General features: G+C 52.1%; 30 protein-coding genes and 1 pseudogene. 12 read left to right on the top strand and 19 right to left on the bottom strand.

Translation table 11 applies throughout. From position 1 onward, the window contains the following. The first annotated feature begins 22 nt into the window (after positions 1-22). From FHS18_RS15945 to FHS18_RS15935, 3 genes are all read left to right on the top strand, one after another. Positions 23-457: a bifunctional (p)ppGpp synthetase/guanosine-3',5'-bis(diphosphate) 3'-pyrophosphohydrolase gene (locus tag FHS18_RS15945; RefSeq protein ID WP_183601052.1), complete on the top strand. Its 435-nt coding sequence runs from the start codon at positions 23-25 to the stop codon at positions 455-457. 130 nt (positions 458-587) lie between these two features. Beyond that, complete coding sequence (locus FHS18_RS15940) at positions 588-956, top strand: MerR family transcriptional regulator (RefSeq protein WP_183601051.1); 369 nt, start codon at positions 588-590, stop codon at positions 954-956. Positions 957-965: 9 nt separating this feature from the next. Continuing rightward, on the top strand, positions 966-1295 hold the full coding sequence (locus FHS18_RS15935) for a thioredoxin family protein (protein ID WP_246427681.1): 330 nt from the start codon (positions 966-968) through the stop codon (positions 1293-1295). 231 nt (positions 1296-1526) lie between these two features. Here FHS18_RS15935 and FHS18_RS15930 read toward each other — a convergent pair. Next, positions 1527-2074, bottom strand: a pseudogene (locus FHS18_RS15930) (multidrug resistance efflux transporter family protein). A 347-nt stretch (positions 2075-2421) separates the two neighbouring features. Between FHS18_RS15930 and FHS18_RS15925 the strand changes: the two are divergent. Continuing rightward, positions 2422-3045, top strand: a complete 624-nt coding sequence (locus FHS18_RS15925) for a CBO0543 family protein (protein ID WP_183601050.1) — start codon at positions 2422-2424, stop codon at positions 3043-3045. Between the two features lie 60 nt (positions 3046-3105). Here the strand turns inward: FHS18_RS15925 and FHS18_RS15920 are convergent, their stop codons facing one another. Then, positions 3106-3507: a winged helix-turn-helix transcriptional regulator gene (locus tag FHS18_RS15920; protein WP_246427680.1), complete on the bottom strand. Its 402-nt coding sequence runs from the start codon at positions 3505-3507 to the stop codon at positions 3106-3108. 145 nt (positions 3508-3652) lie between these two features. Here FHS18_RS15920 and FHS18_RS15915 point away from each other — a divergent pair, with 145 nt between their 5' ends. Continuing rightward, positions 3653-4876, top strand: a complete 1224-nt coding sequence (locus tag FHS18_RS15915; RefSeq protein ID WP_183601049.1) for an MFS transporter — start codon at positions 3653-3655, stop codon at positions 4874-4876. A 42-nt stretch (positions 4877-4918) separates the two neighbouring features. Beyond that, a complete protein-coding gene (locus FHS18_RS15910) occupies positions 4919-5761 on the top strand; it encodes an aldo/keto reductase (protein WP_183601048.1) in 843 nt (280 codons plus the stop codon). An 80-nt stretch (positions 5762-5841) separates the two neighbouring features. On the opposite strand, the gene FHS18_RS15905 is transcribed toward FHS18_RS15910, so the two are convergent. From FHS18_RS15905 to FHS18_RS15885, 5 genes are read right to left on the bottom strand one after another with little or no spacing between them, the layout of a single operon-like run. After that, complete coding sequence (locus FHS18_RS15905) at positions 5842-6525, bottom strand: DNA alkylation repair protein (RefSeq protein WP_183601174.1); 684 nt, start codon at positions 6523-6525, stop codon at positions 5842-5844. A gap of 15 nt (positions 6526-6540) precedes the next feature. Then, positions 6541-7164, bottom strand: a complete 624-nt coding sequence (locus FHS18_RS15900) for a DNA-3-methyladenine glycosylase family protein (protein WP_183601047.1) — start codon at positions 7162-7164, stop codon at positions 6541-6543. A 33-nt stretch (positions 7165-7197) separates the two neighbouring features. Then, positions 7198-8016, bottom strand: a complete 819-nt coding sequence (locus FHS18_RS15895; RefSeq protein ID WP_183601046.1) for an SPL family radical SAM protein — start codon at positions 8014-8016, stop codon at positions 7198-7200. Positions 8017-8022: 6 nt separating this feature from the next. Then, positions 8023-8556, bottom strand: a complete 534-nt coding sequence (locus FHS18_RS15890) for a methylated-DNA--[protein]-cysteine S-methyltransferase (protein ID WP_183601045.1) — start codon at positions 8554-8556, stop codon at positions 8023-8025. Further along, entirely contained in the window at positions 8543-9133 is a 591-nt protein-coding gene (locus tag FHS18_RS15885) for a bifunctional transcriptional activator/DNA repair enzyme AdaA (RefSeq protein ID WP_246427679.1), read from the bottom strand. The genes FHS18_RS15890 and FHS18_RS15885 overlap by 14 nt, the downstream gene beginning before the upstream one ends. 221 nt (positions 9134-9354) lie before the next feature. Here FHS18_RS15885 and FHS18_RS15880 point away from each other — a divergent pair, with 221 nt between their 5' ends. Next, positions 9355-9903, top strand: a complete 549-nt coding sequence (locus tag FHS18_RS15880; RefSeq protein ID WP_183601044.1) for a TetR/AcrR family transcriptional regulator — start codon at positions 9355-9357, stop codon at positions 9901-9903. A 16-nt stretch (positions 9904-9919) separates the two neighbouring features. Here the strand turns inward: FHS18_RS15880 and FHS18_RS15875 are convergent, their stop codons facing one another. Then, a complete protein-coding gene (locus FHS18_RS15875; RefSeq protein WP_183601043.1) occupies positions 9920-10753 on the bottom strand; it encodes a glycosyltransferase family protein in 834 nt (277 codons plus the stop codon). A gap of 21 nt (positions 10754-10774) precedes the next feature. Here FHS18_RS15875 and FHS18_RS15870 point away from each other — a divergent pair, with 21 nt between their 5' ends. Beyond that, the gene (locus FHS18_RS15870) at positions 10775-10927 is read left to right on the top strand and encodes a hypothetical protein (RefSeq protein WP_183601042.1); all 153 of its coding nucleotides are present in this window, start codon (positions 10775-10777) and stop codon (positions 10925-10927) included. A 17-nt stretch (positions 10928-10944) separates the two neighbouring features. On the opposite strand, the gene FHS18_RS15865 is transcribed toward FHS18_RS15870, so the two are convergent. Next, complete coding sequence (locus FHS18_RS15865; RefSeq protein ID WP_183601041.1) at positions 10945-12552, bottom strand: diguanylate cyclase; 1608 nt, start codon at positions 12550-12552, stop codon at positions 10945-10947. A 229-nt stretch (positions 12553-12781) separates the two neighbouring features. Between FHS18_RS15865 and FHS18_RS15860 the strand changes: the two genes are divergently transcribed. Then, on the top strand, positions 12782-13135 hold the full coding sequence (locus FHS18_RS15860; RefSeq protein ID WP_183601040.1) for a DUF805 domain-containing protein: 354 nt from the start codon (positions 12782-12784) through the stop codon (positions 13133-13135). A gap of 436 nt (positions 13136-13571) precedes the next feature. Here FHS18_RS15860 and FHS18_RS15855 read toward each other — a convergent pair whose 3' ends face one another. The 7 genes from FHS18_RS15855 to FHS18_RS15825 are packed head-to-tail and all read right to left on the bottom strand — an operon-like array spanning position 13572 to position 18736. Beyond that, entirely contained in the window at positions 13572-13862 is a 291-nt protein-coding gene (locus tag FHS18_RS15855; protein ID WP_183601039.1) for a hypothetical protein, read from the bottom strand. Continuing rightward, complete coding sequence (locus FHS18_RS15850) at positions 13852-14187, bottom strand: hypothetical protein (protein WP_183601038.1); 336 nt, start codon at positions 14185-14187, stop codon at positions 13852-13854. Before FHS18_RS15850 ends, FHS18_RS15855 begins: the two co-directional genes overlap by 11 nt. 19 nt (positions 14188-14206) lie before the next feature. Continuing rightward, complete coding sequence (locus FHS18_RS15845; RefSeq protein WP_183601037.1) at positions 14207-14395, bottom strand: hypothetical protein; 189 nt, start codon at positions 14393-14395, stop codon at positions 14207-14209. Next, positions 14385-14930: a Rieske (2Fe-2S) protein gene (locus FHS18_RS15840; RefSeq protein ID WP_183601036.1), complete on the bottom strand. Its 546-nt coding sequence runs from the start codon at positions 14928-14930 to the stop codon at positions 14385-14387. The genes FHS18_RS15845 and FHS18_RS15840 overlap by 11 nt, the downstream gene beginning before the upstream one ends. A gap of 20 nt (positions 14931-14950) precedes the next feature. Continuing rightward, positions 14951-15514 (bottom strand): 4Fe-4S dicluster domain-containing protein, encoded by a 564-nt coding sequence (locus tag FHS18_RS15835; RefSeq protein WP_183601035.1) that lies wholly within the window; start codon positions 15512-15514, stop codon positions 14951-14953. Then, complete coding sequence (locus FHS18_RS15830; RefSeq protein ID WP_183601034.1) at positions 15511-17709, bottom strand: molybdopterin oxidoreductase family protein; 2199 nt, start codon at positions 17707-17709, stop codon at positions 15511-15513. The genes FHS18_RS15835 and FHS18_RS15830 overlap by 4 nt, the downstream gene beginning before the upstream one ends. Further along, entirely contained in the window at positions 17696-18736 is a 1041-nt protein-coding gene (locus FHS18_RS15825) for a hypothetical protein (RefSeq protein ID WP_183601033.1), read from the bottom strand. Before FHS18_RS15825 ends, FHS18_RS15830 begins: the two co-directional genes overlap by 14 nt. 227 nt (positions 18737-18963) lie before the next feature. On the opposite strand from FHS18_RS15825, the gene FHS18_RS15820 reads away from it, so the two are divergent. Together FHS18_RS15820 and FHS18_RS15815 are read left to right on the top strand one after the other, a co-directional pair. After that, entirely contained in the window at positions 18964-19299 is a 336-nt protein-coding gene (locus tag FHS18_RS15820; RefSeq protein WP_183601032.1) for an ArsR/SmtB family transcription factor, read from the top strand. 148 nt (positions 19300-19447) lie between these two features. Beyond that, a complete protein-coding gene (locus FHS18_RS15815) occupies positions 19448-21130 on the top strand; it encodes a SulP family inorganic anion transporter (protein ID WP_183601031.1) in 1683 nt (560 codons plus the stop codon). 225 nt (positions 21131-21355) lie between these two features. Here FHS18_RS15815 and FHS18_RS15810 read toward each other — a convergent pair whose 3' ends face one another. The 3 genes from FHS18_RS15810 to FHS18_RS15800 all read right to left on the bottom strand — a co-directional run bounded on the left by FHS18_RS15810 (position 21356) and on the right by FHS18_RS15800 (position 23823). Then, on the bottom strand, positions 21356-21577 hold the full coding sequence (locus FHS18_RS15810) for a hypothetical protein (protein ID WP_343060550.1): 222 nt from the start codon (positions 21575-21577) through the stop codon (positions 21356-21358). Between the two features lie 146 nt (positions 21578-21723). Beyond that, positions 21724-22752, bottom strand: coding sequence for a GTP 3',8-cyclase MoaA (gene moaA / locus FHS18_RS15805; RefSeq protein ID WP_183601030.1), 1029 nt, complete (start codon positions 22750-22752; stop codon positions 21724-21726). A 54-nt stretch (positions 22753-22806) separates the two neighbouring features. Beyond that, entirely contained in the window at positions 22807-23823 is a 1017-nt protein-coding gene (locus FHS18_RS15800) for a multicopper oxidase domain-containing protein (RefSeq protein WP_183601029.1), read from the bottom strand. Between the two features lie 242 nt (positions 23824-24065). On the opposite strand from FHS18_RS15800, the gene hemG reads away from it, so the two are divergent. Next, positions 24066-25511: a protoporphyrinogen oxidase gene (hemG, locus tag FHS18_RS15795; protein WP_343060549.1), complete on the top strand. Its 1446-nt coding sequence runs from the start codon at positions 24066-24068 to the stop codon at positions 25509-25511. The last annotated feature ends 38 nt before the right edge of the window (positions 25512-25549 follow it).

Below are 25549 nucleotides of genomic sequence, written 5' to 3'. Positions count from 1 at the left end.
TATCTTCTAAGGAGCTGATACCATGTCGACTTTGGCAAAAGCAATCGAAATTGCAGCACAAGCCCACGGGGCAACAATGGACCGCAATGGACAACCTTACATTCTCCATCCGATTCGAGTCATGCTCGATCTTGATTCGGAGGACGAGCGTATCGTCGGCGTACTTCATGACGTGATCGAAGATACGGATCTGACGCTTGGTGATCTGCGCAATGCCGGATTCGCCCCGCATATCGTGGATGCGGTCGATAGCGTCACCCGCAGGGAGCCGAACGGCGGAGAGCAAGAAGATTACTTCGACTTCGTCCGCCGCGCCAAAGGCAACGAGATCGGACGCCAAGTCAAACTGGCCGACCTGCGCGATAATATGGACTGGTCCCGCATTCAGGAGCCGACTGAAAAGGATATGAAGCGGATGCAAAAATATGAGCAAGCGTACTATATGCTCCTATCGTAGACTCCCGGAATCCAACTTCGAGCTTTACCATTACTCCTTCGCGCCCTTCTCCCCCTTGACCCTGACATTGATGTCAAGGTCTATAATGGGGAAGCAAGCCGTAATCAGACGACGAAAAGGATGATTGAAGATGAGAATCGGCCAACTGGCCCAGGAAACCGGCGTCAGCGTCCGTTCGCTTCGCTATTACGAGCAGCAAGGGTTAATCTCCCCCATCCGGCAGGAGAACGGTTACAGGGACTATTCGCCGTTGACCGTCCATACCGTCGAAGCGATTAAGCTTTATTTGAATCTGGGATTGTCGACCGAGCAGATTGCCGGTTTTCTCACTTGCGTGCTGCGCAACAAAGAAGCATTCTGCGCCGAAATCATGCCGGTCTACGAGAAGAAGCTTGCCGAGATCGAAGCGCAAATCCAGCAGCTGACCCAGATCAGGAGCAATCTGCTCGATCGTATCGCGGCCTTTCAAGCCGAGCGGGCGGGGAAGCCTGACGAATAGGAGGAATGAATGATGGGTAACCGAAGTATCCAGGAAGCCAAAAGTTTCGAGCAGCTGCAAGACCTTATTCGCGAGGGCGTCGTATTGGTGGATTATGGGGCGCCGTGGTGCCCGCCTTGCCGGGTGCTGCTGCCGATATTGGAGGAGTTAAGCGCCTCGCAAGCTGGACAGAGCCGTATCGTTAGCGTCAATTGCGACAACTTGCCCGATGCCGCTTCTGCGGCCGGTGTCATGGGCATGCCGACGGTCGTGGTATATAAGGACGGCGAGCCGATGGACAAACTCGTCGGTCTCCGCCCGATCTCTGCCTATCAGCAAGCCATTGCCAGACAGTTATAGTTTCGGAAGAACACGCCAGTCATCTCGCTCCTTCAACTAGACAGTTGCAGCCTGGCTGCAACTCGCCGACCGCCTAAACATCAGAAGCCTGCATTCCTCAATGAAGGAAGCAGGCTTCTTCTCGCTTTGCGATAATCGCGGTGCATCGGTGTAAGAGCGAACTGGACAATGATAGATCCGACTAGCAAATAATCCTCAACAGTATGCCTTGGGTGAGAGGGAACTAGAATGTCACTTCCCTGTTGCAACCAGGCTGTGAACGATCATGCCGATGACGACGATGCCCATACCCGCCCATGAAAGCGGCGAAGGGAAGACGCTCGCAAGCAGGATAAGTTCGCCGATTACCGTGAACACAACTTCTCCGGCTTGCGTCGCTTCTACCGCGGCAAGCCGCTGCGGCGATTGCTTCACGAGCTCCGTCGCCGTGAAGAACAGAATGGTGGCGATGACGCCGGAACTGACAGCGACGATCGCCGATTGCCCAATCTGCGCCGTGCTGGGAAACCCGGCCGTTGCATAACCGCACAGCGCCAGCACGATCCAGACGGGAAGACTCGCGGTCGTCATCCCGAGCACCCGCTGATAGACATCAGCCGCCGTATTCCCCCGCGTAATAGAACGATTCCCCACAATAATGGCAGCATGATCAGATACCTCAAGGATGCGCTCCACATCCAACTGCCTCCACCCAGCTCCATCGCGCGGTTCATCACGAAGGCCATAGAGAAAAACAAGGATGTCAAAATGCCGTACAAAAACGGCACGTAATTCTTCATGCTAAGTAAGCCTCTTTCACCTCTGTATTCCCAAGCAGAATCAAAGCCTCGTCGCCAGCGTCGGCCGCCTGTCTGAATCACATAGCCGATATGCAATAAGCAGCGCTTGGTAAGCATTCTGTTCGACAAGGCGGACTGCCTTTCCTTCCCGTTTCAGCTCATCCTCCTCCCCTTGACAGACGGACCGTTTCGAAATCATCCACCATTATTTGCACTACTCGGCCCAATATTTTGGTCCATACTAAGGTTCAACATGAACTTCAATAACCTACTCCTGTTCGCTGAACATCAATTGATAAAACGCAAGCCGCCGATACACGCAACACACGAAAGGAGCGTCCTATACGTTGGATATCGAACAATCACGGCAACTCGAGATGCTTCAAGACGCGCATCAACAAGGCACGGCCTTTACGCAACAATATTGGCATGCCTTCTCGGGCACGGACACCTGGCAATTCTGGCTGTTGCTCGGTCTGCTCGTCGTGCCGCTGCTCGTCCTATTCATGTTCATCGACCGTAAGCAAGCAATATTAGTTGGATTTTTCGGACTCAACATACACGTTTGGGCGAGTTATTGCGACCATTTCGGCGTTACCCACGGGTATTGGAATTATCCGTATAAACTAATGCCCTTTTTCCCGGAGAGCGTCCCGCTCGACACAGCACTGGTCCCCATCACGTATATGTTTATCTATCAATGGACCTTAAATTCGAATCGCAATTTCTACGCTTATGCACTTACGGTATGCGCGTTATTCGCCTTCGTCGTTAGACCGACGATGGTTGCATTCGATCTGTTCGTCATGTTCAACGATACGAATTTCGTCGTTCTGTTCATGATTCAAGTCATCGTCCTGCTCGTCTCCAAATTGATTACCAGCATCTTCCTCAATCTTCGCCATAGCGCAAGCGGCATCGAGCTGGACGAGATCCGGTTCCGTTGGACCGACAAAAGAAAAGCAAGATAGCTTGGCGCCGCGCCAAGTTATCTTGCTCTTTTATTATGCCGCGATTATCCTGTTGGCCGCTTATTCGTCGCCATGGTCGGAGAAGACGCCTCGGTTCAGAATATTGTTCTCCAGCATCTCCGTGATGTCGCCGTATTCCTTGGCAATATGTCTCTCGCCCCACGAACAGAGCGAATCCAGGATCGTCTTCAAGCTCCAGCCGTATTCGCTGAGCTCGTACTCCACTCTCGGCGGTACTTCGTTGTAGCTGATCCGGTTGACGATGCCGTCGTCTTCAAGCTCCCGAAGCTGCTGGGTCAGCATCTTCTGCGTAATGGACGGCATCAATCTCCGCAGATCGCTCGTGCGCTTCTTGCCATGCGTCAGATGGCACAAGATCACGCATTTCCACTTCCCGCCGATGACCTCAAGCGTCGCTTCGACCGATATATTATATTTCTTTTTCACCAAAGTCTTCTCCATTATGCATACCTCCGATTCAACTGCCGCTTGCCCTAGGGAACTTTTTGGTGCCTATAGCACTTCAAAGTACGTACTGTTCTTATTCGTCTAATGGCTCCATAATAACATTCACCGGCCGGGTTTACTAGAAAAGGAGTTGAAGCGCATGTCGCTTGATCACAAACGCAGTACCTTAGCGCTGCTTGCCTTAGCCATCAGCGCCTTTGCGATCGGAACAACCGAATTCATCAGCGTGGGGCTTCTTCCCCTGATTGCCGATGATCTGCATATATCAGTTACTTTAGCGGGATTAACCGTTACGTTGTACGCGCTTGGCGTCACCTTCGGCGCCCCCGTGTTGACTTCCATGACGTCTGGCGTGCCGCGCAAAACGCTGCTCATCTGGATCATGCTCGTGTTTATATTCGGCAATACGCTGGCTGCGCTATCCCAAGGTGTCTCATTGCTGCTGACCGCGCGCGTTATCTCGGCCTTGGCGCATGGCGTCTTCATGTCGATCGGTTCGACCATCGCCGCCGATCTTGTACCCGAGAACCGCAGGGCAAGCGCGATTGCGACCATGTTCTCCGGGCTCACGATCGCGACGGTGACCGGCGTTCCGCTGGGCACTTTCATCGGGCAGCAGCTTGGCTGGCGCGCGGCTTTTGTCTCCATCGTCATAATCGGGGTGCTCGCCTTGATCGCCAATCTCATTCTTGTGCCGGCACAGCTGCGCAAAGGAACGAAGACGCCCGTGCGTCATCAGCTGAAGCTGTTTGCCAGCGGACGACTGGTGCTCGCCTTCTTAATTACGGCGCTTGGCTATGGCGGCACGTTCGTCGTCTTCACTTATCTGTCGCCGCTCTTGCACGACGTAACCGGATTCGGCGCGTCTACCGTAGCGCTGTTGCTCTTGCTGTACGGAATCGCCATCGCGATCGGGAACGTAGCAGGCGGCAAGGCGGCCAACAAAAAACCGCTCCCCGCCCTGCTCGTCATGTTCGCCCTGCAAGCGATCGTATTGTTTATTCTTAGCTTCACGGCTCCGTACAAGATTGCCGGTCTAATGACCGTTTTTGCCATGGGCTTGCTCGCGTTCATGAATGTACCCGGGCTGCAAATCTACGTGCTGTCGCTCGCGGAGCGCTATGCGCCCAAAGCCGTCGACGTTGCTTCAGCAGTCAATATCGCCGCCTTTAACGCCGGCATCGCGCTTGGCGCTTACTTGGGCGGTCTCGTAACCGACTCGCTCGGACTGATTCATACCGCATGGGTTGGCGGCATCATGGTCGTCGGCGCCGTGCTGTTGACAGGCTGGAGCCTACTGCTCGAGAAGCGTTCTGACTCCGAGCCTGCTCTTAAGACCAGCAAGACGGCGTCAACTCACTAATGACGAAAATACGATTACACTATATTAGGAGGAATTATCCCCATGAACTTTCAACTTCACAGCACGACTCCATTAGCAAACGGCGTACGGATGCCATGGCTCGGCCTAGGCGTATTCAAGGTTGAAGAAGGCGCAGAGCTGGTCGAAGCCATCAAATCCGCCGTTAAATACGGTTACCGCAGCATCGATACGGCCGCGATCTATGGCAATGAAGCAAGCGTTGGCCAAGGCATTCGCGAAGCGATCGCCGACAATGGCCTCACTCGCGAAGATCTGTTCGTGACATCCAAGGTATGGACGGCCGATATGGGCTACGAAGCAACCTTGGCCGCATACGAGACCAGCTTGTCCAAGCTTGGGCTCGACTACCTGGATCTGTATCTCATCCATTGGCCGGTCGCCGGCAAATACAAAGATACGTGGCGTGCGCTCGAGACGATATACAAGGCAGGTAGCGTCAAAGCGATCGGCGTGAGCAACTTCCAAATCCATCATCTCGAGGACTTGATGCAAGAAGCGGAAATTAAACCGATGATCAATCAGGTAGAGTTCCACCCGATGCTGACGCAGAAGGAGCTGCTATCGTTCACGAAGGCGAGCGGCATACAGCTCGAAGCATGGTCCCCGCTCATGCAAGGCAGACTCCTCGACCATCCTATTCTGGGTGACATTGCCGCAACGCACGGGAAGTCGGTCGCGCAAGTCATTCTGCGATGGGATCTGCAGCACGGCGTCATTACGATTCCGAAATCGACGAAGGCGCATCGCATCATCGAGAATGCGTCGGTTTTCGATTTCGAGCTGAGTACGCAAGAGATGGAGGCGATCGACCGCTTGAACGAGAATCGCCGCGTCGGTCCCGATCCGGACAATTTTGATTTCTAATGCACGCCAAGACGCTGCCCTTTCCTTTGAGGAGAAGGCAGCGTCTTTATCGTTTTTATCGTTATTACGTTTATTATCATTTATTTGCGCTTCAGGCCGCGCAGCATCTGCTTCGTATCGGCGTCGACGCGCAGCGATTCGATCATTTTTTGAATCGCTTTATTATACGTAAAATGATCCAGCGAACATGAGGCCATATATCGGAGCGTCGGCTCCGGATAATGGATGTAGCAGATCGATAATGCCCATGCGACCGCCATCTGCACGTAATAATCGTCGCGCTTGGTCTGATCGAGCAGCTCCAACACGCGCAGAATATAGTCGTCTTCCACATAATAATCGAGCAGCATCACAACGCCGAACCGAATCTCATACGTCTTGTCGGACTGCAGATACGGCAATAGAAAGTCCCAGACCTGCTCCTTGTGCGCCTTCGTCTGCTTCAGTCCGATACAGAAGCTGTCGCATACCGACCAATTGTCGATCTTCGGCACGAAGCTTGCGACCAGACCGAGCCATTCGTCCACATCGGTCTTCACGCAGCCGATGACCATCCCTTGCAGCATCACTTCCTCGAAGTAGTCCGACTCCGCCTCAGCCAGATAAGTCCGCCAATCCCCTTGCGCGATCTGTTTGGCGATCCGTCTCAACGCGGGCAGCCGGACACCGAGCAAATTCGATATATTCGGGATCAGGGCGGCCGAGAACTGACGATATTCCTCCTCTGCCAGCTCGATCAACGTCTGCTTGTATGTAAGTCCCATGCTTGAAATCACCATCTACCTCCAACGTTCCTCTTCTACAGTTGCTAGCTCCCACAAATAAATGGAAGCCACCGAGCCATGCGGCGAGTACCTGCTCCGATAAATAGTGAACTCCGATTGCGTCAACGTCTGCAGCCCGTACAATTTCATCATTCCGCGACGGATCGCGATGTCTCCCCAGCTGACGATATCCTTCCGTTGCAGCGCATGGAGCAATACCATCTCGGCGGTCCATGGACCGATGCCCTTAATTAGGGTAAGCTCGCGAATGACCTCCGAATCCGATAATTGCGCCAGCCCTTCCAGCTTCACTTCGCCGCTGGCCACCAGCTGTGCGAGCTGATGTATCGTACTTGACTTGCGCATCGTCATGCCGCAACGTTGGAGCTTCTCGGCATCTTGCGCTGCCAGCGTTGCAGCCGACAATTCGCCGAATGCGGTCTGCATTCTCCCCCATATCGTGTCTGCCGCCTTCGCCGAGATCAATTGCCCGACCACCGCATGGATGAGCGCTTTGAATACATCGTCCTGGATCGGCCGGTCAACCCGTCCAAGCCTTACGATCGCCCGGGCAAGAACGGGATCGGCCGCAGACAAATATTCGATCTCCTCCTGACCGTATTCGAATCTCAATCCCATACGTCTCCTCACCTTCGTTACTACTCTATTCGCCTACGGCGCGAACCCTTCTTGGCTGACCAACACTTGCTCCGGCTTGAATACGTCAAGCAGCCTGTCCCTGACAAGCTTATACGCATCGGAGCCGTACCACTCGGTCAAGCCGAGCTGTTCGTAAAGCGGTAGCAGATTGAGCCGTTTGGTTCTCTTGCCGCCGCTGCCGTCCCCCATATAGAAATCATCGATGCAGACGCGGGTAACCAATCCTCGCAGCATCTGGGCAAAATGCGCGCTGCTCGGCAGAATCGGCGCGATTGCGGCTTGGGTCGGCACACCGGCTTCGGCCAGCGTCGCAAGCGCCTTCAGCCTGCCTCCGATCGGCGGCGCGAACGGGCTGAAGTGCCGCCGAATCTCCTCCAGATCCGTCTCGACGGTCATACTTACGCGGACGCGATCCTTCATGCGAAGCAGCAGATCAATATCTCGTGACACTAGCGGACTTCTTGTCTGAAGGAACAGAAAATCAGGCGGGTTGTCCACCATTACCTCGAGTAAGGAGCGCGTCACCCTCTCCTTGGCCTCAACCGGTTGATAAGGGTCGGTGCTCGACGACATGAAGATCGTCACCGGCCCTTTGGACTTCGCCAGCCGAAGTTCCTTGGCAAGCACCTGTGCGGCGCCTGTCTTCACGTCGACCCAAGTCCCCCAATCCGCATCGCGGAACAAGTTGACCGGACTTTGCCTGACATAGCAATACGAGCAAGCAAAGGAACAACCCGCGTATGGATTCAATGAATGGCTATAGTTGGCGAGGAAGCCGCTCCCTTTGTTGAGCATGGACTTTGGCGTTTTATATAGAAGCTCCGCCTTCATCGCCGATCACCTCCATGCGTTCTCGGCCGTTCGCTCAAGGGCCAGCAGCTCCGTCTTCATCGCCAGCCCCCCGCGATAACCGGTCAAAGCCCCGCGCTTGCCGACAACGCGATGGCAAGGGATTGTAATCAGTATCGGATTGGCCCCGATGGCGGTACCCACCGCGCGAACTGCGGCGGGGCGTCCGATCTTGCTCGCAATATCCGAGTATGACACGGTATGGCCGTAAGGAATTTGCATAAGCGCATCCCATACCGACTTCTGAAAGTCGGTTCCCCGGGAATCCAATGGGACGGAGAAGTTCCGTGCGCTGCCTTCCAAATAAGCTCGGAATTGAGCAACATAAGGCTCTAGCGCCGCGGTATCTTCAATAAGCGCACAGCCAGGCATTGCCTTGTTTATCCAACTTAACATCTCTTCCTTAGGCAGCCCTTGCGAACCGACGTAACAGAGGCCTTGATCCGTCGCCGCCAGATGAAACTTCCAATCGCCATATTCCGCCAAGGCCCATCGAACGATGCAAGAATCAGCATGACCCATTCGGCGTCACCTCTTCCTGTCTGAACTGATTCCGGTACTCTCGCGGCGTGAATCCTCTCAGCTTCTTGAATAATGTAATGAAATAAGCCGTATTCGGCAGGCCTACGGAAGCCGCGATCTCCGCCACCGGCCGATCGGTGTGGAGCAGTTCGCGCGACGCGGCCTCGATACGTTTGTTCTGCAGATAAGCGACAGGCGTGATTCCCGTTCGCTGTTTGAACGTACGCTGCAGATGATAGGGACTTCCATGGCAGATATCGGCCAAGTCCGCAAGCGTTAGCGGCTGGTCGTAATTCGCATCGAGCGCAGCGGTAATCTGCAACAGCCATTCCTCGTCCGGCAGCCGCTGATCAGTCGGCTTGCACCGTTTGCACGGGCGGTATCCGGCTGCCTGCGCTGTCTTGGCATCAGGGAAGATCCGGACATTTTCCCGTTTGGGCGGCTTAGACTTGCAGGATGGCCGGCAAAAAATCCCCGTCGTTACGACCGCATATAGAAAACGGGAATTATAGGCAGCGTCATTGCCGATGATCGCTTTCCACGCCTCTTCCGGCTGCATGTTGTAGCGTTGTTCCATTCTCTCACCTCTCCTACCAGTATAACCGCTGAGGAGCGCATCTGTACGCGATAGGGAATAGAAGCGCAAGATTGCGAAAGAAAACGGGCCCTGCATCCATCGGAGAAAAGGAATAAAACCCCTCTTCTGCGGCAACGATAGACGATATTCGACTTTATAAAAGTGGTGATCCTATCTCTCCGCGCAACGCAACCAAAGATCTCGAAGCCCGAGAAGAACGCATGCACCAAATCGTAACTGCAAGCATCCCCGTGTTCGCACGCAAAGGTTTCGAAGGTACGAAGATCAGCCATATCGCTGAAGCCGCGGGGCTCAGCCAAGGCCATATCTATAACTATTACGCGTCCAAACGAGAACTGTTCGTTAACGCCGTCTACTGGGCTATGAATATGTACGGCGATATCGTAGACCAAGCCGTACAACAACCGGGAACGGCAATCGACAAATTAACTTGGCATTTGGACGCGACGCTGTCCCATTCGATGATGGCTGACAGCATCTTGATCATCTCCCAAGCCCAGCTGATCGATGCGGTTCCGCGCGTTCATATGGACAATGTCCCGCATACCGGACTCGATAACTTGAAGCCGATCATCGAGATCTTGCGTCGAGGCCAGTCGGAGGGCTCTATCCGGAGCGGCAGCCCTGCGGATCTGGCTGTCTTGTATTTCTCCTTGATACTCGGTTTCGTGCTGATCGGCATTCGCGGCTACGACAACGTTATGGAGGCCCACTACTCGGCTAGTCTGGTTAATCTGCTGAAGCCTTGATCCGAGAGGCTGACGTCTATATCCCCTCAAGTAACGGCTTCAGCTCGCGTTCCCAGATCGAGCGGGGATGATACGATTGCCTAACCTGCGTCTTGGCATGAAGTACGGGATTCGAAGTCAGCCGTTCCGCAATAGCCGCACCATGCTCCATCAAATATGCGCGTTCCGACGGATGATAATGCTCCGTCGTGTCGTATCCAAGATTACGCGCGTTCCACCGCATGAAATACGCGTTAAGCCGGGTCCCGAGCTCTCGCAGAGCCGGGACCGCTTCATTCAATACGAGCATATTGCCTCTGCTAGCCGCCTCCAGCACGATCAGCCCGAACGACTCCGAGAACGACGTGCATACGAACAGATTGCTTAGCCTGAATAAATCCATAACGCCTTGGTGCGGGAAACCGTCCGGCCAATCATAATCAGACGTAAATACGATATCCGCCTCCTCAAGGCCGTAAGCAGTCCCTTGATCGCGTATCAGCGCTTTGTAGGTTGCAGGAGCAATATCCATCGACGGGAAGTCGCAAAAAATAATCTTAACGCTTTGACCTGAAGCGGTACCGACCGCGCCGGCCAAGGCTGCAGCCTTCTCGAACTGTTTGCCGGTCGTCAGACGCCCTGGATAGACGATCAGTATGTCCGGCGTCCGCAAATCCGTGTACTTCGCTAGCCGTTTCACCTCTTCGCTAGTTTCAGCAAGCGGATCAAGCGAATTGGACATTACGCGGCAGTCCGACAATGGAACCCCGTATTGTGCGGCCAATGCCGGCAGGCCAGCTGCTGTCGGATAGACGAAAGTACTGTTCGGCAGCGGAGAGAATCTGGCAGAGAATGGCCATTCGATCCTCATGGGCTTCGTAACCGGCAGCGAATGGGTCATCGCAATAAATCGGATATGCGGGGCGATATCATCGTCAATCGGGCTTCCGCCTTCTTCGAGTTTCGTTACCGCGGCACCTGCTTCCGCGCCGGGTTGCAGTCCAATACAAGCCGCGTACGCGTCATTCCGGAAGAGGAAGAATAAGCCGAATCGGCAGCCGCTTAGATACCATGCGTATCTAGGCGGCTTGTACTGCCTGCCGCCGAACGGTTGCGGCCTTCTTGCTTGGCTCGATACAGCGCCTTGTCGGCGATGTCGATGAGGCGCTCTGCCGTATCGGCATGTTCCGGAAAAACCGCAATGCCGATCGAGACGGTCACGCGTATGCCGATCGGTGTCTTGGACTTGACAATCTTCCTTCGCAGATGTTCTGCGAAGACGATCGCCTCCTTGATTTGAACCGCGGGCAGCAACAATAAGAATTCTTCGCCCCCGTAGCGGCAGCAGACCGTATCCATGTCCGCCGTTCCTCGCAATAACCGGGCTATATGTTTCAGCACCTCATCCCCTGCGGGATGGCCATAGGTATCGTTGACCGATTTGAAATGATCGATATCCATGATCAGCACGGCAAAAGACCGTTCTACCCCCATCCATTCTTCCAAGATTCGCGTCAGAGACCTGCGGTTCAATAACCCTGTAAGCGAATCCGTCGAAGCCTCATGCTTAAGCTCGGAATTGTTCCGTTCTAACGTCTCTAGCGCGAACAGCACAGTCTTCGTCAGTAAGTCCGCCTCCCGGTTCCAATGCGGCTGCGCCTTCGGAAGCGCCACATGCTCGCCTTGCGAGAATTGCTTCACCAGGTCCGCCAGTCCTACGAATGGGCGGGCCAGCCTTCTGGCAACAGCGATGACCAAGAGCAGCAGCACCGCGAAAGGAATGAGCATATTGAGGAGTTGATGGCGAATGTTACGGTACAGCTGTTCATAAACCGCACTTACGGGCGTTTGCTGAATGACGCCCCATCCGCTTTCCGGTACTTTGACGTAAGCCGCCAGCATTCGGATGCCTTTCGTATTCGTCACCATCTGCTGCCCGCTGATAATCCCGCTCCGAATCTTGGCTACGACCGGATTGGCCGATACATCCTCGCCGATGCGGCTTTTGTCCGGATGGTAGATCAGCTTGCCGTTCGGATCGACGACGAAAAAATAAGAACCGGTCGAATCGACCTTGTTCTCTCCCAGAATCTCGTACAGAATATTGTTCTCCCGCATATAGATCGTTCCGGCGATCAGCCCCCTATATATTCCCCCGGGTAGATACACTGGCTCGCTGAACAGCACGGTTAACCTGCCGCTAGGCGCAATATAGGGAACCGACAGATAGGGAGCCCGCGAATCGAGGGCAATTTTGGTCAGGCCTTCCGTAATGACTTTACCTTTGATGCCAATGCTGATCGGAGCAATATTGCGGACGACCCCCGACTCGTCTACCCAAGAGAGGGAGTTGAAATAACGGCTCGTATTGCGGATGAGCTCCAACTGGGCTTGCAGCTTGTCATCGGGAAGAGTTAGATTATGGGCTGCAAAATAAGCCGTCGTCTTCAGGCTCGCTCGCATCGCGACGAACTGCGATCCGATTGTTCCGTTCACTTTCTCCGCGTTGGACGCGTTGAGCGCAAGCGTCGTCGTCATGAGGGCGTGCTTCTCGGATTGGTAGGAAGCAATGAGCTGAATGATAACCGTACATAGAATGGAGACTGCCACCAGTCCCGTCAGAAGTGCTGCCAAATTTATGCTTCGCCTGGAAGAACCGGTCCGCGTCACGTGCACCACCTCCTTGCGCATAGTCAAGAGTCCGACAGAACCAGGGCGGCTCTCGTTTAGGCTTCCCCGCTTCCAGTCATTTCATGTTGACCAGACTGGCCGATAATCCGGAAAACGCGTTCATTTCTGCGAAGGATCAGCCGATATAAGTAGTAACGAGCTGAACGAAACAAGCGGACGCGAGGGTTGCTGCGCAAGTCAGCTGCGAGAGCATTTAGGGGGATATAGAATGGGTTGGTATGTCAACGTGATTCGCAATTATGCCGGTTTCGCCGGCCGGGCAAGACGCAAGGAATTCTGGATGTTTTATCTCGTTAACATCATCATCTCGATCTTGATTGGCGTGGCTGAAGCTATTCTAGGCATCGAATCTTCGCTGCTTAGCGGACTATATGGGCTATTCATTTTGCTCCCGAGTCTAGCGCTTGGCGCAAGGCGTCTTCATGATATCGGCAAGAGCGGCTGGTGGCTGCTGATCGGCCTGATTCCGCTCATCGGGGGCATTGTTCTCTTCGTATTCTCGATCATGGAAGGCGATGACGATACGAATAAGTACGGACAGGATCCGAAGCTGTTCGCATAAGCAAGTCGCCGCAGCAAATGTAAAGGTTTACATAGCTGTGGCCAATTTACTCCGCGAGCATTGAGCCAAAGGGATCCATCGGCGAGGATGACGAATATCGGGAGATAACAGCTTGCACACTGCAGACGGATTCCGCAGCTTGCGTCGGCGCCGGCCGCAGAGAACACATATCGTAAAATAAAAAAAAGCCGCAAACTATGCGACTTTTAAGCATATAAGTTATATGTTCTTGTCACCCGACAGCTCGACGCGGCCGATGGGAAATGTCCCGCAACACGAACATAGCCCTTCCGCCTCCTTCTGGGAGACGAGAGGGCTGAAATACTTCCTCTGGTTTGCAGTCATCTAACTCTTCGTGATGCTGTAACAAGTTCATATCCCGGAATGCGATTAACCGCTGTGCGTACAACCACAAGCTGCGGTATTATATACAGCCTTATCTCCAAATCAACGTATAACGCAGCTGTCCCTTCAGATCCTCGGATACGAATGTCGTGCCATCCGGACCATCCAAGGTCAGCCTCGTCTGTTCATCGTCGAAAACCGGTATCGATAGGAATTGCGTCAAGTTCAAATAGCACTTCAGATGGGTGCCTTCCGGCAGCAGCTTGACTCGTATGAGCTCAAAGATGCGCGGAGGAGCGACCGGATCATGGCCGGCCAAGTCTTCGATTAAGGCTTCAACCGTTCTGCCGCATAGCGGCTTGAGCGCCTTTTCAACATCCATGTCTGATCCCCTTCCCCTTCAGCCGGCACGGCCCAACGTCTTCCTTCTTCATGACGTTCACCTGATAGCCTGCAAGCCAAATCCACCACGATTCCGGCAGCGCGGCATTCAGCCAATCCAGCAAATCGTCTTCCTGCTCCCACATCGCAAGGCCGTTCACCCGGGCGACAACAACCTCAAGCCCCTCTTCCTCGCTTGGTTCTAAATCCATTCTTGATCCTTTGAACAAGTCCTTCAGCAGTCCGCCGACCTCTTCCAGCAGCGGTGTCGCCCCCCAATCGAGAGGCCGGATAAAGCACAAATCTGCATTATATTCACAGGCCATCCGGCTTACTCCTCCCTGGTCAGTCTACGTTCCGTTCCTTGCGGTAAATCCAGAAGGCAAGCGGGAACATCAGAATATTAAGAACCGCGAATACGAGCACCTTTACATACTGCTCATAGAAAAAAGCATTCACAACCTGCTGCGTAAACACGATGCAAGCAAGCAACACCAGACTCAAAAAGATGACGCCGTAATAGCTACGCTTCATAGCGCTTCACCCCGGTTGCGTAGACCGTGCCTCTCTCGACAGCTAGCTCAATCTCAGGCAGCGGCCGCTTCGGCGGACCGGCAACCGGTTTGCCAGTATGCACGTCGAATAAGCCGTGATGGCACGGGCAGACGAGCTCGCCCTCCTCCTTGCTCCAGAACACCGGGCATTTCAGATGGGTGCACGCATTCTGGTACGCCTTGAACGTTCCTTCTTCCAGACGGACGAGCAGCGCCGAATCATGCTCGCCGGGATAAGCGAATTCAACTGCTTCCCCTACCGGGATGTCGCTGAGCGCCGTAATTTTATTTTTCGGATAGGTGCGTTTATCTCCGGCAGCCAGATGCTTGGCAGCAATTGCGCCCCATGGCAACGTGGATACCGCGAATACGCCGGCTGCGCCGACCATCATCTTCATAAAACTGCGCCGGTCCAGCTTCCGCTCGTTGTCCTTCCGGATATTGTGCGTGTAATTATCCTCATCGTAGGGAACCGCAGGTTTACGATTCTTTTGATCTTTGTTATCCTCGATCATCGCAAGTCCTCCTCTTTACCTTAGAACAGCTTCTGTTTTCCCTGTAGAATACCCGGGAGGCTAATCTTGACATTCGTTTCCCCTTCGAGAGGATCAAACGGCATGCGGCTGGCCGTCCAATGGCCAAGCTGATGCTGCTCCTGTTTCTGCTTCAATTCATCCTCGGTCAGCCACTGCAGCGTATTCGTCGGGCATACAGAAGCGCACATCGGTGGAATGCCGTCCTTTGTACGGTCGTAACAGAGATCGCACTTGTACATTAAATTTTGCTCATGATCGAATTTCGGTATGCCGTACGGGCATGCGATCGTGCAGTTCTGGCAGCCGATACACTTCTCCACCAGAGCGGACAGGACGGCGCCCTCAGGCGTCACCTGAATCGCCTGGGCCGGACAGCTCCGCGCGCACGCCGGATTGACGCAGTGCAGGCACATCAGCGGGATTGTCTGCCGGTTGACGAGCGGATTCACGTCATAAACGTAGTTCCGGTTGCGCTCATCATGGCCGCCGCATTGCGTGCATGCCGCAAGACAGCTCCGGCAGCCTATGCAATTATCCATCTCAATATATAAATGCTGTTTCATCGTATAACCGCCTCGCTTTGCGATTGCTGCTTCTTGTTAGCATGGACTGTCTTGTGGATCTGGACCGCGCAGACTTTGAATTCCGGCATGCGGGACATCGGATCAAGCGCTGCGATCGTCAACAGATTCACCGATTCGTCGTGGCCGAAATGATAGGGCACGAAGACGGTATCCGGGCGGATCGCTTCGGTCATTTTCACCTTAAAGTTCGCTGTCCCGCGACGGGTAGCCAGCTTAACGATTTCTTCGTGCTCGATACCGTATTTGCCGGCCGTCTCCGGATGCACCTCCACGAACGGTTCTGGGCACATCGCATGGAGGAACGGAATTCGGCGAGTCTGATTGCCCGACAGATAATGATAGACGACACGGCCTGTCGTCAATCGCAGCGGGTAGTCGTCGCACGGCTCTTCGGCCGGCGGCCGGTAAGGCAGCGCGCACAGCTTTGCTTTCGTATCGGGATGATAGAACTTCTTATCTAAGAACATATGCGGTGTTCCTTTGTCCGCATCATCCTTGCACGGCCAGAACACGCCCTGCTGCTCCTCGATCTTTTCCCACGTCGCGCCGTAGTAATCGGCATAGCCGCCTTTGGAAGCCAGACGGAACTCGTCGTTTATGGCCCGCGCGGAAGTCAGATGCCTAAAGTATTGCCCTCTGCCGAGCCGCTCGGCCAGTTCAACCTGCATGAGCCAATCCGGCTTCGATTCTCCGATCGGCTCTTGCGCCTTGTTGATCTTGATGATGCGCCCCTCCAAATTCGTGACGGTTCCTTCGTCTTCGCTCCATGTCGTGGACGGCAGGACGACATCCGCATATTCCGCCGATTCGGAGAGGAAAATATCGGAGCATACCATAAAATCCAGACTCATGAGCGCGCTGCGCACTTCATTGAGATTCGGTGCGGAAACCGCCGGATTAGAACAGAGCAGATATAGGCCGCGGATCGTCTTCTCCTTCATCAACCCGAACATTTCGTATGCGGAGACGCCCGGCTGCGGCATTTCCTCTGGCTTGATGCCCCATACCTTGGACACGTCCTCGACGTGCTTCGGATTCGTAATCTTCCGGTAGCCCGGAAGCGCATCGGCCTTTTGGCCGTGCTCCCGTCCGCCTTGCCCGTTGCCCTGACCGGTGAAAGTCGCGACGCCGGCTTTTGGACGGCCGATTTTGCCGGTCACGAGGCACATATTCGTATAGGCGGATACGTTATCCGACCCTTTATGCTGCTGCTCGATGCCTCTGGCGAACATGACGACCGCATTCGGCGCTTTTCCGTAGATTTCCGCGGCGCGGATGAGCTTCTCCGGCGCAACGCCGGTAATCTCGCTCGTATATTCGGGCGTAAATTCCTTCACCAGTTCTGCCAGTTCTTCATAGCCATTCGTGTGCTCCGCGACGAAGCGCTCGTCGGTATAACCACCTTTGATGAGCAGGTGCACCATACAGTTCGCGAGCGCCAGGTCCGTTCCCGGACGCAAATCCAGGTGAACGTCTGCGCGTCTTGCGATCGGGGTTTCCCTTGGATCCGCCACGATCAAGTACCCGCCGCGATTCTGTACCTCCCAGATCCGGAACATGGACGTCGGATGGCACTCCGCCGTATTGCTGCCCGCAATGAAAAGGCAGTCTGTCTCATGAAGATCGGTCCATGGAATCGTTGAACCTCTGTCAATGCCGAAGGTGCGCAAGAATCCGGCTGCCGCGCTGGACATGCAGAAGCGGCCGTTGTAGTCGATGTATCTCGTTTGCAGACCAACACGTGCGAATTTGCCGGTCAGGTAGCATTTTTCGTTCGTCATCGATACGCCGCTGAACACGGACAAGGAATCACGGCCATAACTCTGCTGCATCTCTTGGAACTTGCGGACGATCAGGTCGTACGCTTCCTCCCATGTCGCTTCCCGGAATCCTTCCTTCGTCCCACGCAGCGACCGGTCATTCCGGATGAGCGGCTTCATCAGACGGTCGTCATGATTCGTCTGTTGGTAAGCCGTCACGCCTTTCGGGCACATTTTGCCAAGCGTCACTGGCCAATCATAGCGCGGCTCAACGCCGATGATTTTGTTCGTGCCGGTATCTACCCGCAAATTCATGCCGCACTGCATCCCGCAGTAGGAGCAGTGGGTCGGCACAAGCTTCTCGCCCGGATGTTCCTTGTTCGCGATCACCTTGAAAAATTTATCCTTTGGCATTTTGATTAGCCTCCTTGACTTTGATCTGGTGGGTCGGGATGCCAGTGAAGCGGGACATCCGGTATTTGCGGCGGCAAGGCAGACATAGCTCGGCCAGATGGTAGCCTTCTTCGGTCTTGAATTCCATTTCGCTATGCTTCAGTACATTGACAACGTCCTGCGCTTGTTCAGTGGACACATAGTGCGTCCCACAAACCTTGCAAGCTTTCGGTGCAGTCGTCCCGTAGTGCTCACGATAATTCCGGGCCAGCACACTCATCGGACGGAACGGGATATGTGCCAGTTTTCCGAATGGCAAGTAGATCAGCGTGATAATAACGGACCATTGATGGATCATTGACATCACCGGATGGCCGAAACCCTCCAGGAAGATATTGTTGAAGGTGAGAATAAGCCCCGTAACTGAGATAAACAATAATAGGTAGAGTGGTAGAAAGTCATACGAGAACGATTGCTCGGCCCGTGCTTGCATGTTGCGCAGCCGGCGGTTCAATGCCATGCTTACGCCGCCGATGACCATGAACGCCGTAATGTTGAGCGCATTGTAGAACAGGAAAGCGATAATGCCGTCCGCCTTGACGCGCATCAGATCGATCCCAAACATAACGACGGTGTAGAAGCCGTTGTCCTCCATCGTGAAGTACATCCAACCGAAGACGAGCGGGAACGTGACGAATGCCGACAGAATGCAGCCCCACCCAAGCAAAATATGCTGCAACCAGCGGTACCAGCCGCGGTTCCAGATGAACCGGTAAACGACAAGGTGATCAGCCGCCGTGACAGGCGTCGTCTTGCGGAACAGCAGCTTGATTCCTTTTCGTAGGATCAGTTTGGTCGGCGGGCGATCCGCCCAAGCCATGAAGCGGTAGAAAAAACCGCCGATAAACACAACCGTGCCAACCATATAGCCGTACAGCGCCAAGTCGATGTGCGTAAAAAATCTTGACCCGATATACATCAAGACAATCAACCAGCCTACAGTCACAAACACATTCCGTGCCCATCTCGAAGCAAACGCTCGTTCCATTCCTATTGCCCCCTGCAATCGAAGTTTCCTATACACGTATTAGAACACAAAAGAAAAGAACCCGGCTGTGACCGATGTCACAAGGTTCATCTGCAAACAATCAAGACTCGTTGTGTCTATAGATCTGCCAGTTGATTGTTTTGCGAAGATATAAATTTAGAGGAATTCGAATATGTGGTACTATAGCTTTATATTCGAAAGGTTGAAGATTAAGGAGATCTGCTGTCATGCATCAAAATCAGAACATCCAGCTGTTCAAAGCCGATTTTTTCAAAGCGCTGGCGCATCCGATGCGCATTCGGATTCTTGAGGAATTAGGCAAAGGAAATAAAAGCGTTAATGAACTACAGAGCATTCTCGGTTCGGAAGGCTCTGCCGTCTCGCAGCAGTTGGCCGTTCTGCGTAATAAAAATGTGGTCTATGGCATCAAGGAAGGCACTACCGTCGTCTATTCACTACGCGATCCGCTAATCAAAGAGCTGCTCGCGGTGGCGAAGCAGATCTTCGATAACCATCTGGTCGACGCGATCTCGCTGCTTGAAGGGATGCGCAAGGAGCAATGAGGATAAACAAGGAGATCCGTTCTTTCAGTCTGGTCCCCTTGTTTTTTTGTTTCGCTGAAGTACTGAAATCCATTGACAATACCGTTATGCGGGAGTAGTGTTTTTTATATATTCAAATATTCAAATATATAAAAAAGAAGGTATTCAAATGAAATGGTCAGGGCGGTTTCATGGTTACACCCCGGCATCCTTCCGTAAGGATCTTACCTCCGGTCTTATCGTCGGCATCATAGCCATCCCGCTGGGCATGGCGTTCGCGATCGCTTCGGGCGTCAAACCGGAGTATGGACTTTATACGACCATCGTTGCGGGAATCCTGATCTCCCTCTTCGGCGGTTCCCGGTTTCAAATCGGCGGTCCTACCGGCGCATTCATTCCAATCCTTTTTGCCATTGTTATGGAGTATGGCTATGAAAACCTGCTGATCGCCGGTTTTTTGGCCGGGATCCTTTTGGTGATGCTGGGGATTTTCAAACTGGGGGAACTCATCAAATTCATCCCACGGCCGGTAACCATCGGCTTTACGGCCGGCATTGCCGTCATTATTTTCAGCGGTCAAATCGCGAATTTCCTAGGGTTAAACGGAATTGAGAAGCACGAGCAATTTCTGGCCAATATGAAAGAAATCATTGTACACCTAGACACCGTCCATCTTTACAGCTTGCTTACGGCTCTCGTTTGTTTCGTTTTTCTGCTGCTCACCCCGAAAGTGATGCCGAAGGTGCCTGGCTCTTTGGTCGGTCTCCTGGCGTCTACCGCTGCAGCGATGCTCTTCTTCAATGGGCATGTGGCAACCATCGGTTCTGCTTTCGGAGATATTCCCAGCACGTTACCGCAATTCCACATCCCCGAAATAACATGGGGAAAGCTAGTCCTCATGCTACAGCCCGCACTTGTGATCGCCATGCTCGGTAGCATCGAATCCCTCCTGTCGGCCGTGGTCGCAGATGGAATGACAGGTAAGCCGCATAGCAGCAACCGAGAATTGATCGGACAGGGGATCGCAAATATCGTTACCCCCTTCTTCGGCGGAATTCCAGCGACCGGTGCCATTGCCCGGACTGCGACGAACATCAGGAATGGCGCCGTCTCACCGGTATCCGGCGTCGTTCACGGGGCTGTCGTGCTACTGATACTGCTCTTGTTCGCGCCTTTCGCTTCCGAAATTCCGCTTGCCGGAATGGCTCCAATCCTCATGCTCGTAGCATGGAATATGAGCGAGCGCAAAGCATTTAAGCGTATCCTGGAAACGAAAACAGGCGATTCGTTCATCCTGCTAGTGACATTCTTCGCTACCATTTTAGCTAACCTTACAATAGCCGTCGGCATCGGTCTGCTCCTTGCCGTGCTGCTTTTTGTGAAGAAGATGAGCGATACGTGGAGAGTCTCCAGCTCGGTACCCGAACCCGCTTCTAACACCGATTCTTCTATAATAGCGGCAGTGCAGAATTATCCGCAGCTGCGGATTTGCACCTTTGAGGGACCTCTATTCTTCGGATCAGCGTACAAGCTGTCGGCTACGATCCCGGATCCCTGGTCCTCTCCATGCCAGGTTCTGCTGCTTCAACTCGCCAACGTCCCCTATATCGACACGACCGGCGCGTCCAGCCTGTCCCATATTGTGTCCCGCTTTCATACAAAAGGCGGATTGGTGGTGATTTCCGGTATCCAGCAGCAGCCGCTTGATGTATTGAAGAAGACCCGCCTCCATCAACGGATCGGTGCGGCAAACTTCTTCCATCACACCGGTGAGGCTATTCAATATGTATTATTCCATCTGGACATGGACTCAAGGGACGAAACTCCATATCGTAAATCCTCAAATCCTTGACGCACTATGCTTTACCTTCCGGAGCATTCGCAGAAATTGAAAAGCAGCTGCCGCGGCAGCTGCTTCATTCTTATTCCATTCAACGATCGCTCTTCCTTCATGTGATCGATAGCTGCCTCTTTCGATTATGACTCCGTCCACGTAAACGCGAACCCCTCCAATCAGAACCGTGTATGTCGCTATGATATGAATTAAGCCTTGGTCCAAGTTCATACAGCAGCACGATTAAGACTTAAGGATTGAAATTTCATCGATCAGCTGCTTCGTCCGTTTGGCATTGCCTTCCGCGAAGTTAATAAGCCGGAGCTTCAGTGCCGCGTTATTGTGAATACGTTCGGAGGCGATCACATAAGTTCGTAGAAGCTCATTCTCCCGTTCCAGTGTCATTTCCAGCAATGCGATTAACTCATCCTTATTCATTTCATCGTCTTGTAACGGTTGACTCACGTTTCTCACCTCCCGGCTTCAGCATTCCCATATTCAAGGAAGCTTAAACGCTAGGCGTTAGTATTCCTCCTGCCTCCTTCAGCAGCACCATAAAAAGCGTCTGCTTCACCTCCTGTACAAACGCTAATTTCAGGGTATTTACAAATCTAACCGCCTATTCTAGACATTTCGACTTTAACCCTTTGAGAAGTCTGATCCCGTCTAGTATCAGAATAACGATCCTGGCGCATTTTCCATACACCGGATATTATCGACATTATTTCGTTGTCAGTCGCACCAGATCTAATGGATCCCAATAAATCAACTTTTTCCGCTGCAAACAAACAAGTATAAAGATGACCTTCTGCCGATAACCTTGCTCTTGTGCATGAATGACAAAATGCTTGACTTACCGATGAAATGAATCCGATTTCCTCGTTTGAGCCTTGATAGCGATAACGTGTTGCAACCTCACCATAGTAATTTGATTCTACAGGCTCTAGAGGCATTTTCTCGTGAATCGTTTGCATAATACACTTATTAGATATAACATGTCCAACGTTCCAGCCATTGCTATTCCCTACATCCATATATTCAATAAATCTTAACGTATGACCACGTTCTTTGAAATATCTGGCCATTGGGATAATATCCTGGTCATTGATTCCTTTTTGGACAACCATATTAATCTTTACGGTTAAACCCTCATTTGCAGCTGCTTCTATACCCTCTAATACATGCTGGGCCGAGAAGCCCCTCCCGTTCAATTTACCAAAGCGTTCATCATTCAGACTATCCAGACTTACAGTAAGTCGCTTCAACCCCGCGTCCTTTAATGCTCTCGCATTTTGCTTCAGTAATGAACCATTAGTGGTAATGGCCAAGTCATTAACACCTTCTATGTGACTAATGCGTCGTATAATCTCTGCTATCTCTTTGTTTAATAGAGGTTCCCCGCCAGTAATCCTCACTTTCGACACACCTAGTGAAACAAAGATCATTGTGATCCGAGTTATTTCATCAATGGTTAGCAGTTTATCTTGTGGAAGAAAGCGAAAATTGCTGCCGAACATCTCCTCCGGCATGCAATATCGGCATCTAAAATTACAACGGTCCGTTACCGATATACGAAGGTCCCTTAGAGGTCTCTGAAGGGTATCTACTAGCGGTTGTACACGTTCTGCTTGATGTTCCATCGTTTACCTCCGAGATATATACTATCTATGATTTTACGCTGTCTTAATCGTCCATTAGTGACTCATTGTGCTGGGGGCACCAACATTATCTAGCCCGTCCCTCGTGACACGAATAATCCCAACAGCTCCTTTGGAGGCATCACTGAACTGGTGTGTGACAAAAGGGTAATCACCCTCCTCAAGTACTTGAAACTCTACAACAGCTCCCCCGCTTGCAGGAAGAAGCACCGTTTGCATACCATAGAGAGGATTGCGTGGATTGCCGTCGAGGTAAACCCTTTCGAATAAGGTGCCCACAACATGGAATGAAGAAATATGGTTCGGGCCAAGATTATTCACGTACAAACGGACGGTATCCCCAACCTTTGCCAGAAGAGGTTGTTCTTTCAGTGAGAAAGTGTTGCCATTAAATACTACGTAGCGGGGGGAACCATCTTCGAAATCTTGAAGATCGTTCTCTTTATACCATTCATTCTGAGTGATCACATACTCACGATCTATCTCATTGTCCGTTGGATACCCATCCCTCGGTTCAACGATGATTGTACCGTACATGCCATTAGCAATATGCATTAGGACAGGGGCTGTGCCACAGTGATACATAAATACGCCCGGCGACTTGGCTTCATAGATGAAGGTCCCTGTTTCATTTGGCATAACATCAATGAATTTCTTACTCGGCGCTGCGTGTACCGCGTGAAAATCCATCGAGTGCGGCATATTAGGATCCATGTTGCGCAGCGTAAAGTGAATCGTATCGCCTTCTTTTACCCGCAGCACAGGACCAGGAGCGGTTCCATTGAACGTCCATGCATTATAAAAGACGCCTTTTGCAATTTCAACATCCGTAACCTGAGCCGTCAATTCGATATGCACATCCCTTCCTACTCGCTGAATAACAGGTTCGACTGGCTGTTGATTAATCTTATGCACATTTACTTCTGCGTTCACGATCTCCGTGTTATTGGTGGTGAACATGTCATTATCATATTGAAAGACTGGCACACAGCCTGATAAACCAAGCGAAATTATTAGGACAGCTAACGAGTTTTTTCGAATCCTACTGCTCATTTACTATACCTCCATCCACGAGGAGATTTGTTATCACTGGTTATTCTCACTATACCTGGAGAATGAGATGGATAATGTGACGAAGAGCACAGATTTGATTTGGCCAAGAATCTGTCACATACCCAAATAAGCAAATTCGTCGTAATGCGATATATTCGTGACCTGGCGCACAGTAAACAAAGGCAAATTTCTCTATAGTAATGTCAAGGATCGACGACACATTAAGAAAGGGGATTTTCAATGTGGATGAAACAAAACGAAGCATTGTAATCATTGGCGGGGGAATTACAGGGTTATGTGCTGCTTATGAGCTTATCAAGTCCTCCCCTCCGAATAGCAAGCTTGATATCACACTGCTGGAAAGCAGCAGTCAACTAGGTGGTGCTATTCAAACCTTACGAAGAGATGGTTTTGTAATTGAGAAGGGGCCCGATTCCTTCCTGTTCCGTAAGCCAGCAGTTGTGCAACTATGCAAAGAGCTGGGGTTGGAGAAGGACTTGGTGGCGATGAGTCCAGATTCGACGAAAAGCTTCATTTATATGAATAAACAACTGCATCCGATGCCAGAAGGCTTATCTCTAGGAATACCTACTCGGATAGGCCCATTTATAAAGACAGATCTTCTTACACTCAAGGGCAAAGTTAGGGCTGCAATGGATTTCATCATACCGAGGAGGACTGCAACTGACGATGAATCACTGGGTTCGTTAATTAAACGGAGACTTGGAACAGAAGTCGCTGACCATTTAGTCAGCCCGGTACTGGCAGGGATCTATGCAGGGGACCTTAACAAACTAAGTACTGCTGCCACTTTTCCCCAGATGGCATATATGGAACAAAAACATCGCAGCCTTATTCTAGGGATGCTTGCAAATAGAAGAACTGTGCAAGATGCGAACTCGAGCGAAAAACATCGTCTCCCAGAGCATTTGAAGAAGAGCATGTTTTTATCGTTGCGAGAAGGACTAATGATGCTGGTTGAGAGGCTGAATGATGTCCTTAGATCCTCCGGTGTTCAAATCATCACTAAATGCGAGGTCCGGCGAGTCGTTGGTGTGACTGAAGGATATCAAATATCTACTACAGGAAAAAGCTACACAGCAGATCGTATTATTTTTGCTGTGCCTGCCGAGCAGACAAGAGAAATACTTGGGGAGCGGCTGCCAGGCCCGCTTGTAGAGGCCCTCACATCCGTACCCGGTGTTTCTGTTGTTAATTTGGCGATGGCTTTCAATGAGTCGGATATCCCTGTGCTGTTTAAAGGTGCTGGATTCGTAATTCCTCGTGATCAGGGGATGCGAATAACAGCCTGCACGCTGACTTCGCAGAAATGGCCACACACCACTAGTCCCGGTAAAGTTTTGTTACGAGCTTATATCGGTCACTCGGACGATCAGAAACATGTCGATGAGGATGATGCTACTCTGATCGATGTTGCCTACCGGGAATTGTCGAGCATTTTATCTATCCAGAGAAAACCTCTATTCTGCGAAATCTCCAGGCACTACGGTTCAATGCCTCAATACTTACCCGGGCACTTGGATCGCATCACAAAGTTGGAAGAGCAGGTAGGCACAATGTACCCTGGTATTATCATGGCAGGTAAGTCATTCCGAGGAGTCGGGATTCCAGATTGTATCCGGCAGGGACGGGATGCTGCAAAAAAACTCATAGGTGCAGCAGGTTGAACAAAGTGAGGGAATTCTCATTCATAGTGATATATAGT

Origin of the sequence: Paenibacillus phyllosphaerae, from assembly GCF_014192105.1 — a bacterium.
In the GTDB taxonomy this organism is placed as follows: Bacteria; Bacillota; Bacilli; order Paenibacillales; family Paenibacillaceae; genus Paenibacillus_Z; species Paenibacillus_Z phyllosphaerae.
The sequence above is the reverse complement of the archived record's forward strand: the minus strand, read 5'-3'. Positions and strand labels throughout refer to the sequence as shown.

Coding starts and splice junctions, on each gene's coding strand:
- FHS18_RS15905 (WP_183601174.1), bottom strand. CDS start 6,525: ATGGGACTTACATACAAGCAGACGTTGATCGAGCTGGCAGAGGAGGAA.
- FHS18_RS15940 (WP_183601051.1), top strand. CDS start 588: ATGAGAATCGGCCAACTGGCCCAGGAAACCGGCGTCAGCGTCCGTTCG.
- FHS18_RS15850 (WP_183601038.1), bottom strand. CDS start 14,187: ATGGCCTGTGAATATAATGCAGATTTGTGCTTTATCCGGCCTCTCGAT.
- FHS18_RS15855 (WP_183601039.1), bottom strand. CDS start 13,862: ATGGATGTTGAAAAGGCGCTCAAGCCGCTATGCGGCAGAACGGTTGAA.
- FHS18_RS15860 (WP_183601040.1), top strand. CDS start 12,782: ATGGGTTGGTATGTCAACGTGATTCGCAATTATGCCGGTTTCGCCGGC.
- FHS18_RS15820 (WP_183601032.1), top strand. CDS start 18,964: ATGCATCAAAATCAGAACATCCAGCTGTTCAAAGCCGATTTTTTCAAA.
- FHS18_RS15890 (WP_183601045.1), bottom strand. CDS start 8,556: ATGGGTCATGCTGATTCTTGCATCGTTCGATGGGCCTTGGCGGAATAT.
- FHS18_RS15835 (WP_183601035.1), bottom strand. CDS start 15,514: ATGAAACAGCATTTATATATTGAGATGGATAATTGCATAGGCTGCCGG.
- FHS18_RS15875 (WP_183601043.1), bottom strand. CDS start 10,753: ATGAGGATCGAATGGCCATTCTCTGCCAGATTCTCTCCGCTGCCGAAC.
- FHS18_RS15840 (WP_183601036.1), bottom strand. CDS start 14,930: ATGATCGAGGATAACAAAGATCAAAAGAATCGTAAACCTGCGGTTCCC.
- FHS18_RS15945 (WP_183601052.1), top strand. CDS start 23: ATGTCGACTTTGGCAAAAGCAATCGAAATTGCAGCACAAGCCCACGGG.
- FHS18_RS15885 (WP_246427679.1), bottom strand. CDS start 9,133: ATGGAACAACGCTACAACATGCAGCCGGAAGAGGCGTGGAAAGCGATC.
- FHS18_RS15815 (WP_183601031.1), top strand. CDS start 19,448: ATGAAATGGTCAGGGCGGTTTCATGGTTACACCCCGGCATCCTTCCGT.
- FHS18_RS15920 (WP_246427680.1), bottom strand. CDS start 3,507: ATGGAGAAGACTTTGGTGAAAAAGAAATATAATATATCGGTCGAAGCG.
- FHS18_RS15895 (WP_183601046.1), bottom strand. CDS start 8,016: ATGAAGGCGGAGCTTCTATATAAAACGCCAAAGTCCATGCTCAACAAA.
- FHS18_RS15825 (WP_183601033.1), bottom strand. CDS start 18,736: ATGGAACGAGCGTTTGCTTCGAGATGGGCACGGAATGTGTTTGTGACT.
- moaA (WP_183601030.1), bottom strand. CDS start 22,752: ATGGAACATCAAGCAGAACGTGTACAACCGCTAGTAGATACCCTTCAG.
- FHS18_RS15915 (WP_183601049.1), top strand. CDS start 3,653: ATGTCGCTTGATCACAAACGCAGTACCTTAGCGCTGCTTGCCTTAGCC.
- FHS18_RS15910 (WP_183601048.1), top strand. CDS start 4,919: ATGAACTTTCAACTTCACAGCACGACTCCATTAGCAAACGGCGTACGG.
- FHS18_RS15845 (WP_183601037.1), bottom strand. CDS start 14,395: ATGAAGCGTAGCTATTACGGCGTCATCTTTTTGAGTCTGGTGTTGCTT.
- FHS18_RS15800 (WP_183601029.1), bottom strand. CDS start 23,823: ATGAGCAGTAGGATTCGAAAAAACTCGTTAGCTGTCCTAATAATTTCG.
- FHS18_RS15900 (WP_183601047.1), bottom strand. CDS start 7,164: ATGGGATTGAGATTCGAATACGGTCAGGAGGAGATCGAATATTTGTCT.
- FHS18_RS15880 (WP_183601044.1), top strand. CDS start 9,355: ATGCACCAAATCGTAACTGCAAGCATCCCCGTGTTCGCACGCAAAGGT.
- FHS18_RS15935 (WP_246427681.1), top strand. CDS start 966: ATGATGGGTAACCGAAGTATCCAGGAAGCCAAAAGTTTCGAGCAGCTG.
- FHS18_RS15870 (WP_183601042.1), top strand. CDS start 10,775: ATGGGTCATCGCAATAAATCGGATATGCGGGGCGATATCATCGTCAAT.
- FHS18_RS15830 (WP_183601034.1), bottom strand. CDS start 17,709: ATGCCAAAGGATAAATTTTTCAAGGTGATCGCGAACAAGGAACATCCG.